Raw genomic sequence first — 14,592 nt, 5'->3', positions numbered from 1 at the left:
TCAAAAAGAATGGTGGGTCATGATGGACTTGAACCATCGACCAATGGATTAAAAGTCCACTGCTCTACCAACTGAGCTAATGACCCGCTCTGCTGCTTTATAAAAGCAATACGTGAATCCGCCGATATAGCCATTCAAAAGAATGGTGGGTCATGATGGACTTGAACCATCGACCAATGGATTAAAAGTCCACTGCTCTACCAACTGAGCTAATGACCCGCTCTGCTGCTTTATAAAAGCAATACGTAAATCCGCCGATTAAAGATTACCATTCAAAAAAGAATGGTGGGTCATGATGGACTTGAACCATCGACCAATGGATTAAAAGTCCACTGCTCTACCAACTGAGCTAATGACCCGCTCTTTTTGCCGCACTTTGACTGTTGTTACCAATCGCCTGCTGCGGGCGCTTATAATACTTATTTAAATGCTGAGTGCAACAGAAAATATCTCTTTTTTTAAGTTTTTATGTCTAGTTGCCTAATTTTAGACCGCTTATATCAAAAAGCAGTCTAATCAGGTCAAATCTACATTTGCGACAAACGTTCTGTGGCTAATTTTGCAGCAGTCGTACTTGGGTACTGGTTAATTAAATCATTAAAGGTTTTTAGTGCTTGTTCAGCTAAACCTTGATCCGCTAACAGATTTCCTAATTTTAACATGGCATCAGGACGCTTGTTAGAATTTGGGTATTCATTTACAACCACTTTAAAGTGCTCAGTTGCACCTGTCGGATTATTTTGAATAGTTAAAAGCTGACCTAACCAGTAGTGTGCGTTTGAAGCGTAGACTGAATTAGGGTACGTCGTTAAGAAGTTTTGAAATTCAGGGATCGCTTGTTCATAACGCTTATCTTTCATTATTAGCGCTACAGCACGCTCATAAGCTTCGTTTTCAGATAAATCTGAACTGATTGCTTGAGAAGCATTAACATCAGTAGATGGAGCTTGAGTCACGGCCGGTTGAGAGTAAGCCTGACTGACACGGTTTTCAATTTCTTGATACAACTCACGCTGACGCTGTAAAACTTTCTCGAGCTTATAGCTTTGCTCTTCTGTAATACCACGTACCTGACTTACTTCGTCTTGCAAAATATTAAGCTGTTGTTGAAGTTCAGCTTGTAATAAATTGCGAGACTTCATCATATTCTCTAATGCAGATAAACGTTTCTCGATACTCGATTGCGAGCTTGCAGCTTCTGAAACAGGAGCGGGAGCAGCCCATAACTGAGTGCTCCCGCTTAAGATCATTGCTGCCAAAATAATTTTCGGCTTCATAATGTCTCTTTCTTAGTAAACTAATACTGCACGACGGTTCTTAGCGAACGCTTCTTCAGTGCGAGATTTAACCATAGGCTTCTCTTCACCGTAGCTCACTACTGACATTTGGCTAGCAGATACACCTAGGCTTTGTAGGTATTTTTCAACTGCTTGGCCACGGTGCTCACCTAGAGCAATATTGTATTCTGGTGTACCACGCTCATCCGCGTGACCTTCGATTAATACTTTAACAGAAGGATTTTGTACTAAGAATTCAGCGTGTGCTTGTAAAAGCTCAGCGTATTTGCTTTGGATTTTTGCGTTATCAAAACCAAAGTAAATGATTTGCTCTTGACGTAAAGCTTCATACTTCTCACGAAGTGCTTCTTCAGCTTGTTGCTCAGGAGTAAGCGTTGCAACTTCAACTGTATCATTGTTGGTTGTTTGCTCAACCGCACCTTGGTTAGATTGGTTTGCAGCACCTTCGTCAAGATCAGAAGAAGAGCTACACGCTGCTAATGTCATCACTGGCACAGCAATTAGCAGGCCTTTTAGTGTTTTATTAAGTTGCATTGAATTGATTCCTATATTGAGTAAACCAGTAAAATTACTGTAAGTAAGGCGACCAAGCTGGTGCCTTCACTTGTCCGTCAAGCACAGGTAAACGTGCCTTAAAGCGACCATCCATAGAGACTAAAGCCAGAACCTGCTTATTGTTATGTAGCGTACTATAGATAATCATCGAGCCGTTTGGTGCGATACTCGGTGATTCATCCAGACGTGTTCTTGTTAGTACCTGGAACGCACCTGTCGCTAGCTCTTTCTTAGCAAGATGGTATTGTCCATTAGTACGATTTACCATCACCAGTTCTTTTCCGTCAGGTGAAATCGAACCTGCTAAATTCATATCACCATCAAACGTCATTCGTTTAGCCCTGCCTGTTTTTAAATTTAACTTATAAATCTGAGCATTACCACCCCTTTCAGACGTAAAGACAATATCTTGTCCATTTGGGAACCAAGATGGCTCAGTATCTATACTACGATGGTTTGTTAAACGTCTTTCTTGGCGAGTTGCTAAGTCAAGTAAATAGACTTCTGTGGCACCTGTGCGGTCTTTAGAAAGCACTAATAATAGCTGTTTACCATCAGGCGAAAACTGAGGTGCACCGTTAATACCTTGGTGGCTTGTAATTAACTCACGCTTACCTGAGTATAAGTCTTGAATATAAATTTGGCTTTGGCGGTTTTCAAATGTTACATAAGCAAGCTTAGTTCCATCTGGCGACCATGCTGGCGACATTAATGGTTCTTTTGAGCGTAGTAATACTTGTTCATTAAAACCGTCGTAGTCTGCAACAACTAATTGATATGGTTTTGCATCATCTTCACGAACGATAACATAGGCAATTTTAGTTAAAAACGCCCCTTTTTCGCCTGTAAGTGCTTCATAAACGACATCACTGATACGATGTGCATAACGGCGAAAACCACTTTCAGAAATAACACTCTCACGGGCATCTAAAACATGATCTTGGCTTTGCATTAACTTGCCGTTAGCCATCATTTTTGTTTGGCCGCCAGTAATTTGGCCGCGAATTACATCAATTAATTCATACTTTACTAAGTAACGTCCACCCGGTTGCTGCTCTACTTGACCAACCAGTACGGCTTCAACGCCTTTATTTACCCATGCGCCATAATCTACATCGGCATCTTTACCTGGTAACTGTGGCATGGTTGATACATCAATAGGTTTAAATTTACCGCTGCGCATTAAATCCGCAGAAATAACAGCGCTTAATTTTTCAGGGATAGGACCTACACCTTGATATTTGAATGGTACGACTGCAATTGGACGCGCGCCGTCAATACCTTCAGTAATCACTATTTCAAGTGCAGCACTGGCAATGCCATGAAAGCCCAGTAATACAATAAAACATACAGTTTTTATCTGGTTAAACATATCATTCCTTTAGAATTCAGGCTTAATTGTTAAGTTAATATTTTTCAGTTGCTCAAACACATCTTTATCTGGTGAAACTGGTAATGTATCAGCCATGCGTACAGCACGTAACGCGGCCTCACATACCAACTTATCGCCACCAAGAGACGTAACTTGTGTTACAAGCCCATTAAAGCCAAGTCGAATATTAACGCGACATTGCTTATTCTTCATCTTTTCATCGATAAGTAAAGTTTGCTGAATACGCGCCATAATTAACGCTTTGTATTTATCAACTTCACTAACAACTTGTTGCTGACGAATTTTATTTCGTGCAGCTTGCTCTGCTGCTAACTGCTCTTGAAGCATTTGCTCTTGCAGCGCTTGCTGACGTTTACGCTCGGCTTCAGCTTCTTTACGTTTGCGCTCAGCTTCTGCTTCTGCCGCTTTACGCTTACGCTCTTCTTCCGCTTTTTTCAGCGCTTCTTCTTCAGCTTTACGCTTATCTGCAGCTGCTTTTGCTGCGGCTTCCGCTTCTTGCTTTTGCTTTTCAGCTTGCTTAGCTTTCGCTCGCTCTTTTTCTTGAATTTCGCGCGCTTTTTTAGCTTGTGCTTCTGCCTCTGCTTTTTCTTTTTCTTTAGCACGGCGTTGCTGTTCTAGCTTTTTAAGACGACGGTCTTCAGCCTCTCGTTGTTTTCGAGCATCATTAGCACGACGCTCAAGGTCGCGAAGTCGTTTTGCTTCCGCTTGCTTTTTGGCTTCTTCTTGCTTTTTAAGCTCGGCAATCTTTTGTTCAACCTTTTGTTGATCAACAGTCACCGCCGATACTGCTTTTTCTGGTTCAGGCAAAGCAGTGTTCAGTGTCACTTCCATCACCTTAGGTGCAGGCATGTGGAAATTAGCTGACGCAACTAAAAAAACGATAATAGCAAGGTGCAAAAGAAGCGATTTAATTACTGATGCACGCATACTAACCCTCAAACGATTCAGTCATTAAACCCACTGACGGCACACCGGCGTTTTTCAAAAAGTCCATAAGCAGCAGTACTTCTTGATAAGAAACTTTGCCCGAACCTTTGATCATCACTGGCGTATCTGGATTTTTTTGCAGTTGTAATTTAATTACCGCTGCAACGTCCAACGCTTCCATAGGAGCTTCTGGATCTGTGCCGATACTTACATAATACTTACCTTCAGCGTCAATTGACGCAATAATAGGCGGCGTATCTTTTGTATCAACAAGATCAGACTCTTCCATTTTCGGCAAATCAACTTTTACGCCATGAGTAATAAGCGGCGCAGTTGCCATGAATATAATAAGCAGTACTAACATCACGTCAATGTAAGGTACTACGTTTATCTCACCTACTGGGCGACGTTTTTTACGCTGATACATTCGCTTTAGCCTCTATTTGCGCAGCTGCTTGGCGGTGTAAAATATTGGCAAATTCTTCCATGAAGTTAATGTAATTACCCTCAAGCTTTTCAACTTTATTTGCAAAACGGTTGTAAGCGATAACCGCTGGGATTGCCGCAAATAAACCCATTGCCGTTGCAATCAGTGCTTCTGCGATACCAGGTGCAACCATTTGTAATGTAGCTTGCTTAACTTCGCCTAATGCAATAAATGCATTCATAATACCCCACACAGTACCAAACAGACCTATGTATGGACTAATAGAACCTACCGTTGCTAAAAACGATAAGCTTGATTCTAATTTTTCTATTTCACGAGATAAGGCGACGCGCATAGAACGATGCGTACCTTCCATAACGATGCCAGCACTTTGGAATGTTGTTTTTTTATGGCGTGCAAATTCTTTGAAGCCAGCAACAAATAATGATTCAACACCAGTTGTGCCGCCAGGTCTTGCTGAAACTTCGTTATATAGTTTACTTAAGTCAACGCCAGACCAAAATTTTTGCTCAAAACGCTTAGCACCATTTTGTGCATCAGAAATCGCTTTTTTACGTTGAAAAATAATTGCCCATGACATGACCGACATACCGACTAATGCCAACATAACTAATTGGACAAGTACACTGGCTTCTAGAATAAGATCTAAAAAATTAAGCCCTGATCCCACGTTAAACTCCTAAAATAGATTTCTATATAATTTGTTATACTTATTACACTTGTGTTAGTTGACCATCATAATGGTCAAAAGTTACATCTAGTGTATCTAGTCAGTTATGAACTGACAACGCCCTTGCTGTGAAATAGCTACAAATAACGGTGAAAAGCAAATGCTTTAGTTATTTTTTAACCATTTTGTTCACGACTCCAAAAGCAGGACTTCCCTTTTAAAACTAAAATGCATCTACACGGTGCTTAAAAATATAACTAAACTTGGTAAAATACGGCGTTTATTCACATTATGCGCATAAACACCCAAAACACTATTCACCAACCTAGCACAGAATACTTAAACTAATCCTGAACAAAATGAGCATTAATTATAAAAATCTTTTTATTCATAAACTTATAAAACTAACAACGAATAAGCGAACAAAAAGAAAACAATAGAAAATAACGCTGCTATTAGTTTTTTTTATCTGAAAATAAAATTTTTCTAGTTTGAAGAAAAACTCACAGTTACGTATTATACCCACATACCGAGCTAACAACCTTTGAAAGCTTCTTTCATTAAGCTCCGTTTTTTGCAATATGATTATTTCGTATTGCCTAGTTAGCTTAACTTGGATAAAACCTTTTTAAGCTGGCTGTAGTTCCCTGAATTACTTCCTTCAACTTGTTGTTTGCCCGCATCGTTATGCGGGCTTTTTTTTGCCTACACAAAACGAAAAGACATTACCGAAAATTAGCTTAACTGTATGTGAATTAAATAGCAGGAAGGTATGATGCTTGTTAGATTCTGCATCTAAAATAATTTGCGTTAGCAATATAGAGGGCTAAGATTCACTGCTCCTTTTTAGATTTGTTTCAAGATTAAAAAACCCCGCATATGCGAGGCTGAGTTTTTATTTGTCTGGGGTCAGTCCAAAATGAAGGTAGGCTATATCGGACACTAACCTTCCACGGGGAGTACGTTGTATAAAACCTTGCTGAATTAGAAAGGGCTCAATCACATCTTCTATGGTTTCTTTTTCTTCGCCAATGGCCGCCGCTAAATTATCAAGCCCAACTGGGCCACCCATAAATTTTTCGATGATAGCAAGCAAGTATTTACGGTCCATGTAATCAAACCCGCTTTTATCTACATCAATCATATCAAGCGCTTGTTCTGCCACATTGGCGTTAACCTTGCCGTCAGATTTCACTTGAGTGTAATCACGTACACGACGTAACAACCTATTAGCAATACGTGGTGTACCACGTGAACGTTTAGCGATTTCTGCTGCGCCTTCATCGCACATGGTTAAATCTAAAAAGTGTGCTGAACGCGCTACAATTTTTGATAAATCTTCAACTGAATAAAACTCTAAACGCTGCACAATACCGAAACGGTCTCTAAGTGGTGATGTTAAAGAGCCTGCGCGTGTTGTTGCGCCAATTAAAGTAAATGGCGGCAAGTCGAGTTTGATTGAACGCGCGGCAGGGCCTTCCCCAATCATAATATCGAGTTGATAATCTTCCATCGCAGGATAAAGGATTTCTTCGACTTGTGGGCTTAGACGATGTATTTCGTCAATAAAGAGTACGTCACCTTCTTCAAGGTTCGTTAACAACGCAGCTAAATCACCTGCTTTTTCAAGCACAGGACCAGATGTCGTTTTAATATTAACGTTCAATTCGTTGGCAACAATATTTGCAAGTGTGGTTTTACCAAGACCTGGCGGACCAAAAATCAACAAATGATCGAGCGCTTCACCACGATGACGAGCAGCTTCGATAAAAATTTCCATTTGTTGCTTAACATGTGGCTGACCTGTGTAATCGTTTAATAGTTTTGGTCGTATAGCTCGATCAACACTGTCTTCATTACTTTGCTCACTGGCATCTATTAAGCGATCTGCTTCAATCATGGTTTACTCACAACATCGATTTTAGAGCTTCTTTTATAAGAACCTCAGTCGTCATATCTGGTTTATTTACCGCTTTTACTGCTTTTTGCGCTTGCGGCAGTTTATAACCAAGGGCAATAAGTGCTGACACAGCATCATCTGCTGCGTTGTTGGCTACAAGCGTATCATTACTTGCAGGCTCAATAATGGCATTATCGCTAAATGGCGTGAATAAGTCATTACCCCAATCTTTTAGCCTATCTTTCATTTCAAGTACTAAACGCTCTGCTGTTTTTTTACCCACACCAGGGAGTTTAACAAGCGTTGTTGCATCTTCGTTATTTACACATGTCACAAACTGCTGTGCAGACATACCCGACAAAATAGCAAGGCCAAGCTTTGGACCCACACCATTGGCTTTTAGAAGCTCTCGAAATAACGCACGCTCTGTTTTGTTATTGAAACCAAATAACAACTGCGCATCTTCACGCACCACAAAGTGAGTGTATATAATAGCTTGCTCACCAACCGCAGGGAGGTCATAAAAGCAGGTCATCGGCATTTGTACTTCGTAACCTACGCCGCTTACTTCAATTAAAATTTCAGGCGGTTGCTTTTCAACTAGCAAACCATTCAATCGGCCTATCATATTACTTCCTTAATCGTCCTCTTACGGTCTTGCTCGCACTGCCCGCAAGTTTTATTAAATTTTGTTCTGAGTGAGCATGACAAATAGCAATAGCCAATGCATCAGCCGCATCGGCTTGTGGTGTGCCTGGTAATTTTAAAATATTTTTAACCATGTGCTGTACTTGTGATTTGTCGGCACCGCCATTGCCTACCACAGCTTGCTTTATTTGTCGTGCCGAATATTCAAATACCGGAAGTTCAGCCATAGATGCACCAACAATCGCCGCACCACGAGCTTGACCTAATTTAAGAGCTGAATCTGGATTGTGAGCCATAAATACTTTTTCGATAGCAAAACTATCGGGCGAAAATTGCTCAACTAACTGACTGATCCCTTGGTAAATCATTTTTAATCGCACAGGAAAATCATGCTCAGCTAGCTTAATACAACCACTCCCTAAATAAGTAAATTTAGCGCCTTGGTGTGCTATTACGCCATAACCTGTTAAACGTGAACCAGGATCAATTCCTAAAATAATTGCCAACTAACTGACCCATTTTTTTTCTTTATTCAATAGCCTTAATAATGCCAGAGCACTGTATAAATTACCAGTAACCAATTGCAAAACATAAAAAAGCCCGTATACACGGGCATTTTATAAACATTATTGAGCTTTATATCACCCTAGTGCACGCAGTAACCCTTGTGTATTTTTACGCATTGTTCGCGCTATCATCAAATAGCCTAAACTAGCTACAAAGACACCACCAACAATAGGGCCAATTAACCAAATATGAGGGTGTAATTTACCGGCAAGGTCAAACATTTGCTGTTGTACTATTAATAAAGCAATATCACTCACAATGGCAGCTACCCCACCCGCGGTTAAGCCTAATAATAAAAACTCATACAAGGTGGCATTTTTAATAAGCCGCCCTTTTGCACCGAGAGTTCTTAATATAACAATCTCTTGCATCCGTTCGCCCAAGCTCGCTTGCACCTGAGATATAAGTACTAAAGCACCACACACCACTACAATAGACAATACAAAACCAATCGCAAGAGATACCTGCTCTATGGTTGAACGGATCTGTTTAATAAAGCTTTCAACATCAATCACATTAACCGTTGGATATTGGCGCATCAGCTCATTAAATTCCCGCTTTTGATGTTCTTTAACACTCACCGACGAAATATACGTTGCTGGGAAGCTCTCAAGTACATCTGGGCTTAAAATAATAAAGAAGTTTGGTTTTAATGTGGTCCAGTTAACTTTACGTACACTGGTAATTTTTGCATCGAACGATTGCGCACCAATCAAAAACGTTAATGTATCACCTAGTTTTACATCAAGGCGTTCAAGCATAGACTCCTCAACCGAGGCCTCTGCCACTGAGTTTTGTGTAAACCACTGACCCTCTATTAACTCATTTTGAGCAGGTAAGTCTTCTCGCCAAGTAAGGTTTAATTCACGGCCGATACCTGAGCGTGCCTCTTCATCTTTTTTCTCGTTATCTTGCTGTGATACTTCACGCGCAACTAGCTCACCGTTCACTGCATTAACACGGCCTCGTACTATCGGGTAAAAATCAGAGGTGGGCATGTCGCGCTCTGCTAAAAAAGAGGTAATGGGTTCAAGCTCTTGCTCTGTAATATTCACTAAAAACGAGTTTGGCGCATCGACTGGAAGCTGCGACTGCCAATCTGAAATCATGTCATTTTTAAGCACAATTAAAAACAACAATAACTTAATAGCAAGGGCAAAACTTATCAGCTGTACTGCATTAGCATTAGCACGTTTTTGAATTGAAGCAATCGCAAGCGACCAACTATTACCAGGGCTTAGTCCTAGTTTACGACCACCACCAAAAATGAGTTTGGATAAACCAAATAAAAGCGCAATCAGTACCGTTGTCGAGATAAATAAGATAGCTGTGATCTTAATATTATTACTAAATAGCCACATTAATAAAAACACAGTTAGTGCCGACATTGCCAAGTGAACCTTGCTGACAAGTAAACGATCTCCCAAATTACGGCGTAGTACGCGAAGTGGCGGAATATCAAACAAATCTAGCAAGGGCTTAATTGAGAACATTACCGCGCAAATAACCCCTGTACCAATAGCAATCAACCAAGGTTTCATACTTGAAGCAGGTAGTGCTGTGCCCATCGACTGTGCTAAATAATCACTAGCAATACTTTGCAGCGCAAAACCAACAACCAGCCCAACAACCACAGACATAAAGCAGACTAAGCTCAAATGCAGCAAGTAAATTTTACGGATTGTGGCACGACTGCCCCCCAACGTTTTCATCATCGCAACAGGGTCATATTGACGCTCGCAATAGCGTTTTGCAGATACAGCAATAGCCACCGCCGCTAATATAATTCCTAGTAAACCAGCTAATAATAAAAAGCTCTCAGCACGATTTAGGCTATTCGCAATGGGCGATTGTCTATCTTTAACACCATACCATTGCTGGTTTTCTTTCATTTGGGGCTTTAACCAAGCATAGAACGTGTTTATGCTCTCTTCATCACCGGCATAAAGCTGGCGATAAAAAACACGACTCCCAGGTTGAATAACTTGAGTGCTGGCAATATCTTGCTGATTAATTAAAATACGCTGACTACTAGAAAAGACATTAAATGGCGCATCTGGCTCTTCAGCTACTACATGACTTGCCACAAAAGTAGCCGCACCTAACTCGACCTTGTCACCAACCTGTATGTTCAATGCATAAAATACCGACTCACTAAGCCAAACCTCACCACGGTTTGGTACTTTATCGGTAATAAATGCCTCTCCTAACAAGCTAGTTTTTACTTTGAGTTGCCCTTTAAGGGGATAGGTGTTTGATACAGCCTTAACTGAGCCTAATTGCATTTCATCATTGGCAAACAGCATGGTATCAAAATAAGTGATTTTCGCGGTGCGTAGGTTTTCTGCTTGCGCTTTCTCTAAAAACTCAACAGGTAATTCATGATTACTGGCAAGGACGCGATCTGCCGCGATAAAAGCACTGCTTTTTTGTGCAATACTCTGTCCTATTCGGTCGGTAACCATAGACAGCGTTAAAACGGTCAGTACGGCTAAGGCAATAGCTGCACTAATGACCGTTAATTCACCGCGCTTAAATTCACGTGAAAACAGTTTAAGTGCTAGTTTAGCCCACATTCGCTTGCACTCCCTCTGACTCTTTTACTGTTACCAGTTTTCCCGCTTCAATGTGTAAAATTTGTTGGCACTTTTCAGCTAACTGCTCATCATGTGTGACCAGAATTAACGTTGTTCCATGTTCTTTATTTAACTCAAATAAAAGTGATTCGATTAACTTACCATTTTTACTATCAAGATTGGCTGATGGCTCATCAGCAAACAAAATTTTAGGCGTTCCTATAAACGCACGCGCAATAGCTACACGTTGTTGCTCACCACCAGATAATTGTGATGGGTAATGCCCCACTCGATGACTCAGCCCCACTTTTTCAAGTAGTGCAAGCGCTTGCTCTTTTGCATTTGAACTACCCGCAAGCTCAGCGGGTAGCATAACATTTTCAAGCGCAGTTAAGCTTTGTACTAACATGAATGACTGAAATACAAAGCCCACTTTTTCTGCCCGTAATGCCGCACGGGCTTCTTCATCTAATTCATGCAGCGCTAAGCCATCAAGGTGGATACTCCCCTGCGTTGACTGATCAAGCCCTGCAAGTAAGCTGAGTAATGTTGACTTACCCGAACCTGAAGTACCCACCACTGCGACTGAGTTACCTGACTTGACATTAAAGCTGATGTCACTGAGGATGGTTAGGTCGCCTTCAACTGTGGTGACCGTTTTAGAAAGTCCTTTAACTTGAATAATGTTTAATTGAGAAAGCGCTGACATATGATGTATCCAATCCTACGTTTTATATTCGTTTTACTGTTAGTAATCAAACCACTTACGGCAGCAGCTGACAACACAATTTTAATTTTAGGTGACAGTTTAAGCGCCGCATATGGCCTTAAACAAGAGCAAGGCTGGGTTAAATTGTTACAAGATAAATACGATGAAAAAGATCAATTTGTGTATCTTGTTAACGCCAGTATTAGCGGTGAAACCACAGGTGGCGCTCTTAGACGACTCGATGCCCTACTTGACGAGTTCGAACCCACCCATGTACTTATTGAACTTGGCGGAAATGACGGACTACGTGGCTTTCCAATCAAGCGCTTACAAGCTAACTTACGCGATTTAGTCAGCAAAAGCCAACAAGCGGGGGCTAATACAGCCATTATGGAAGTGCATATTCCACCCAATTATGGGCCACGTTATACCAAACTATTTACTGGCAGCTTTGAAACCATCGCAGATGAAACAAACTCTGAGTTGTTACCATTTTTCATGCTTGAAATAGCTGCTCGCCCTGAGCTCATGCAAAATGACAACCTGCACCCTAACGCTGAAGCCCAACCCCTTATACGCGATATAATGTATAAAGAGATCAACCAATGGCTAGATTAACCTCTAGCCAATGCCCCTCATAATAAACCTCGTGCAATCGTGCAATCGTGCAATCGTGCAATCGTGCAATCGTGCAATCGTGCAATCGTGCAATAATGAACAATAAACAGGCAAACAAACCTAAGGTGTATTGATTTTTATAAAAAAAGCCGTACTATAGCTCGCAACGTCGGCATATAGCGCAGCTTGGTAGCGCACTGTCATGGGGTGTCAGGGGTCGCAGGTTCAAATCCTGCTATGCCGACCATTTTCTACACTCTATTCAGTAAATTGAAATCTATTTACTTTATTGCACCTTAAATATACATTCCTTTATTTATATCGCACATTTATCGCATCATACTTAACTAAATTTATTTTTCGATTAGGTGTTGATTTGGGGATATATAGGAAGATAGCTAATGGCACCTTTCCTACCTTCCTCACAATAGAATTTCATAAAAGCTTCTCGGATAAATAATTTGCAAGAGACAGGCAATGGATTGTGGCAGGTCATATACAACCTTATGCTTTTAACAATGAGGTTGGAATTTTGCCCAACAGATAAGTTTGAGCGAGGAGCAGACGACCACTTCAGTGCGTTTTTCGACAATTCGGTAACGCCTGCAACAGCCAGGAGCGAAGCGAGTCGGCTGCTTGCGTTTGTTATGCATTTTTCCCTAACAACTGTGAGACCGTAACAAATTTGTAGCCCTTTGCTCTCAGCCCCTTAATTATTGGCCCTATAGCGTCTCGCGATTCTTTGTTTTTAGATCCCAAAACGTGTAAAAGAATAATTGAACCTGGAGTAGAAGATTTAACAACATACTCTGCGATAGACGCAGAACTTCCCACAATTTCAGGATAGATTTCAGGCTCAACGTTCCATGTGATTGTTTTTACTCCTTCCGACTTCAAATAATAAGGCAGAACAAAAAGCTTTTTACCATATGGAGGCCTAAAGTATATCTCATCCTTAAATCCAACCTGGCGGATTAAAGCTGTGGTGGAGTCGATTTCTTCCCTCACTTCATCAAGCCCCATTAACATCATTCTTTTATGGCTGTACGAATGATTGCCTATCTGATGACCTGCGTTAACCAAATCTATAGCCGACTGCTTGTTTTGTTGAATTCCAGACCCATTGAGGAAGAACGTACCCTTCACATCATGCTCTTCAAGGATATTCAACACTTGAGTGGTATATTTCGCCCCCCAAGGACCATCATCAAATGTCAATGCGATAATCTTTTCATTGGTTTCGGCCTTTGCGACTATCTCTCCAAACACCTGAAAAGTTCTTGATTTACTTATATTCCAGGCTCCAAAGATGATTACTACAGAAAGAATCAATATCGGCAGGTATACTTTTTTCAATGGTTTTTATCCTTATTTGTCTCAGCCCGCTCGCGGGCGACTACAGTGGTTTGTTAGAAGACGATGTTTTTACTATCTTTGGTTGCTCAAAAGCTAAAACCGAAACACACTCGTTTAAACCAATAATTAGATATTCCTTTGGCTGATATAGCTTACCCGTAACGAAGTGCTCTCTAGTTTTTTCCAGAGCATTCCAGCCGCCGTCGATTACTTCAAAACACCAACCAGTTTTTAAGTTACATTCACTCCAAAACTCGCCTAAATCACCTTCATCAAGCACTCTGAAACCATAAATAACATCGAAATGAACTTTTACACTCCAACTATTCGATTTAACAGTGATGTTTAAGCATTCTTTGTCAAATGTAATTTCGTCAATGTCGACTGTAGTGCCTGATTCGTAATCAGTCTTTACTCTTACAACCTTAGGCTCAAAAATCATCGCTAGTTTCCTAAACTCCCTCGCTGCAATGGCTTATTATGTTTTTAAACGACTCGCCCAAAAATATATACTAAAGTAAACAATACCAAAACAATCATGCCGTAAAGGTTTATACCTTTATTGACATATGGTTTGTAACTAGCGGCATCTTCTAAATTTACTTGTCGTTTAAGTAAACCTGATAGGAATAAAATCCAAGATAGGCAAAGGAAAAGCAAAAACGATTGCTTATAAACCTCTTCTACATTGAGATTTAATGCGAAAGCAACTATTCCGAAGAAATGGTACATAGGCATCAGTGCAATTCCAATGCACTTTAAAACAAAATATCGATTATCCATATCAACCTCTGATAAAAATATAACGCCTCAGTTAAAAGGCAAAATTTGGTTGGCTATAATGTGAAGCGGAGCGAAACCAGCCAACTGAATTTTGTCCGCTTTTAAACTGTTTGTTAGGCGTAATTTACACCTTATCTTGAATGC

At 40.6% G+C, this 14,592-nt stretch carries 14 protein-coding genes and 4 tRNA genes; 2 read left to right on the top strand and 16 right to left on the bottom strand.

Annotation, left to right across the window (positions count from 1 at the left end):
* Positions 1-10: 10 nt before the first annotated feature.
* The 14 genes from L3V41_RS11835 to L3V41_RS11770 form a co-directional block, all read right to left on the bottom strand.
* Positions 11-86 (bottom strand) — tRNA-Lys (locus L3V41_RS11835).
* Positions 87-143: 57 nt separating this feature from the next.
* Positions 144-219 (bottom strand) — tRNA-Lys (locus L3V41_RS11830).
* Positions 220-283: 64 nt separating this feature from the next.
* Positions 284-359: transfer RNA gene (locus L3V41_RS11825), tRNA-Lys, on the bottom strand.
* Between the two features lie 168 nt (positions 360-527).
* Positions 528-1,277 carry a tol-pal system protein YbgF gene (gene ybgF / locus L3V41_RS11820; RefSeq protein ID WP_062569300.1) on the bottom strand — a complete coding sequence of 250 codons (750 nt, stop codon included), beginning with the start codon at positions 1,275-1,277 and terminating at the stop codon, positions 528-530.
* Positions 1,278-1,289: 12 nt separating this feature from the next.
* On the bottom strand, positions 1,290-1,832 hold the full coding sequence (pal, locus tag L3V41_RS11815) for a peptidoglycan-associated lipoprotein Pal (RefSeq protein ID WP_062569301.1): 543 nt from the start codon (positions 1,830-1,832) through the stop codon (positions 1,290-1,292).
* Positions 1,833-1,866: 34 nt separating this feature from the next.
* A complete protein-coding gene (tolB, locus tag L3V41_RS11810) occupies positions 1,867-3,225 on the bottom strand; it encodes a Tol-Pal system beta propeller repeat protein TolB (RefSeq protein WP_062569302.1) in 1,359 nt (452 codons plus the stop codon).
* A 9-nt stretch (positions 3,226-3,234) separates the two neighbouring features.
* Positions 3,235-4,173, bottom strand: coding sequence for a cell envelope integrity protein TolA (gene tolA, locus L3V41_RS11805; RefSeq protein ID WP_062569303.1), 939 nt, complete (start codon positions 4,171-4,173; stop codon positions 3,235-3,237).
* A 1-nt stretch (position 4,174) separates the two neighbouring features.
* Positions 4,175-4,600, bottom strand: a complete 426-nt coding sequence (gene tolR / locus L3V41_RS11800; protein ID WP_062569304.1) for a protein TolR — start codon at positions 4,598-4,600, stop codon at positions 4,175-4,177.
* A complete protein-coding gene (gene tolQ / locus L3V41_RS11795) occupies positions 4,587-5,291 on the bottom strand; it encodes a protein TolQ (protein ID WP_062569305.1) in 705 nt (234 codons plus the stop codon). Before tolQ ends, tolR begins: the two co-directional genes overlap by 14 nt.
* Positions 5,292-6,186: 895 nt before the next feature.
* A complete protein-coding gene (gene ruvB, locus L3V41_RS11790) occupies positions 6,187-7,191 on the bottom strand; it encodes a Holliday junction branch migration DNA helicase RuvB (RefSeq protein ID WP_062569306.1) in 1,005 nt (334 codons plus the stop codon).
* A 7-nt stretch (positions 7,192-7,198) separates the two neighbouring features.
* Complete coding sequence (ruvA, locus tag L3V41_RS11785; RefSeq protein ID WP_062569307.1) at positions 7,199-7,819, bottom strand: Holliday junction branch migration protein RuvA; 621 nt, start codon at positions 7,817-7,819, stop codon at positions 7,199-7,201.
* 1 nt (position 7,820) lies between these two features.
* Positions 7,821-8,345: a crossover junction endodeoxyribonuclease RuvC gene (gene ruvC / locus L3V41_RS11780; RefSeq protein WP_062569308.1), complete on the bottom strand. Its 525-nt coding sequence runs from the start codon at positions 8,343-8,345 to the stop codon at positions 7,821-7,823.
* 135 nt (positions 8,346-8,480) lie between these two features.
* Positions 8,481-10,982 carry an FtsX-like permease family protein gene (locus L3V41_RS11775; RefSeq protein ID WP_193987431.1) on the bottom strand — a complete coding sequence of 834 codons (2,502 nt, stop codon included), beginning with the start codon at positions 10,980-10,982 and terminating at the stop codon, positions 8,481-8,483.
* Positions 10,972-11,691 carry an ABC transporter ATP-binding protein gene (locus L3V41_RS11770; protein ID WP_062569310.1) on the bottom strand — a complete coding sequence of 240 codons (720 nt, stop codon included), beginning with the start codon at positions 11,689-11,691 and terminating at the stop codon, positions 10,972-10,974. Before L3V41_RS11770 ends, L3V41_RS11775 begins: the two co-directional genes overlap by 11 nt.
* Between L3V41_RS11770 and L3V41_RS11765 the strand changes: the two genes are divergently transcribed.
* A complete protein-coding gene (locus tag L3V41_RS11765; protein ID WP_193987433.1) occupies positions 11,692-12,309 on the top strand; it encodes an arylesterase in 618 nt (205 codons plus the stop codon).
* A gap of 170 nt (positions 12,310-12,479) precedes the next feature.
* Positions 12,480-12,556 (top strand) — tRNA-Pro (locus L3V41_RS11760).
* A gap of 398 nt (positions 12,557-12,954) precedes the next feature.
* On the opposite strand, the gene L3V41_RS11755 is transcribed toward L3V41_RS11760, so the two are convergent.
* Together L3V41_RS11755 and L3V41_RS11750 are read right to left on the bottom strand one after the other, a co-directional pair.
* The gene (locus tag L3V41_RS11755; RefSeq protein ID WP_237127796.1) at positions 12,955-13,665 is read right to left on the bottom strand and encodes a polysaccharide deacetylase family protein; all 711 of its coding nucleotides are present in this window, start codon (positions 13,663-13,665) and stop codon (positions 12,955-12,957) included.
* A gap of 40 nt (positions 13,666-13,705) precedes the next feature.
* A complete protein-coding gene (locus L3V41_RS11750; RefSeq protein ID WP_237127795.1) occupies positions 13,706-14,107 on the bottom strand; it encodes a hypothetical protein in 402 nt (133 codons plus the stop codon).
* Positions 14,108-14,592: the final 485 nt, after the last annotated feature.

Source organism: Pseudoalteromonas sp. L21 (assembly GCF_021728035.1).
Taxonomy (GTDB): Bacteria; Pseudomonadota; Gammaproteobacteria; order Enterobacterales; family Alteromonadaceae; genus Pseudoalteromonas; species Pseudoalteromonas arabiensis.
The sequence above is the reverse complement of the archived record's forward strand: the minus strand, read 5'-3'. Positions and strand labels throughout refer to the sequence as shown.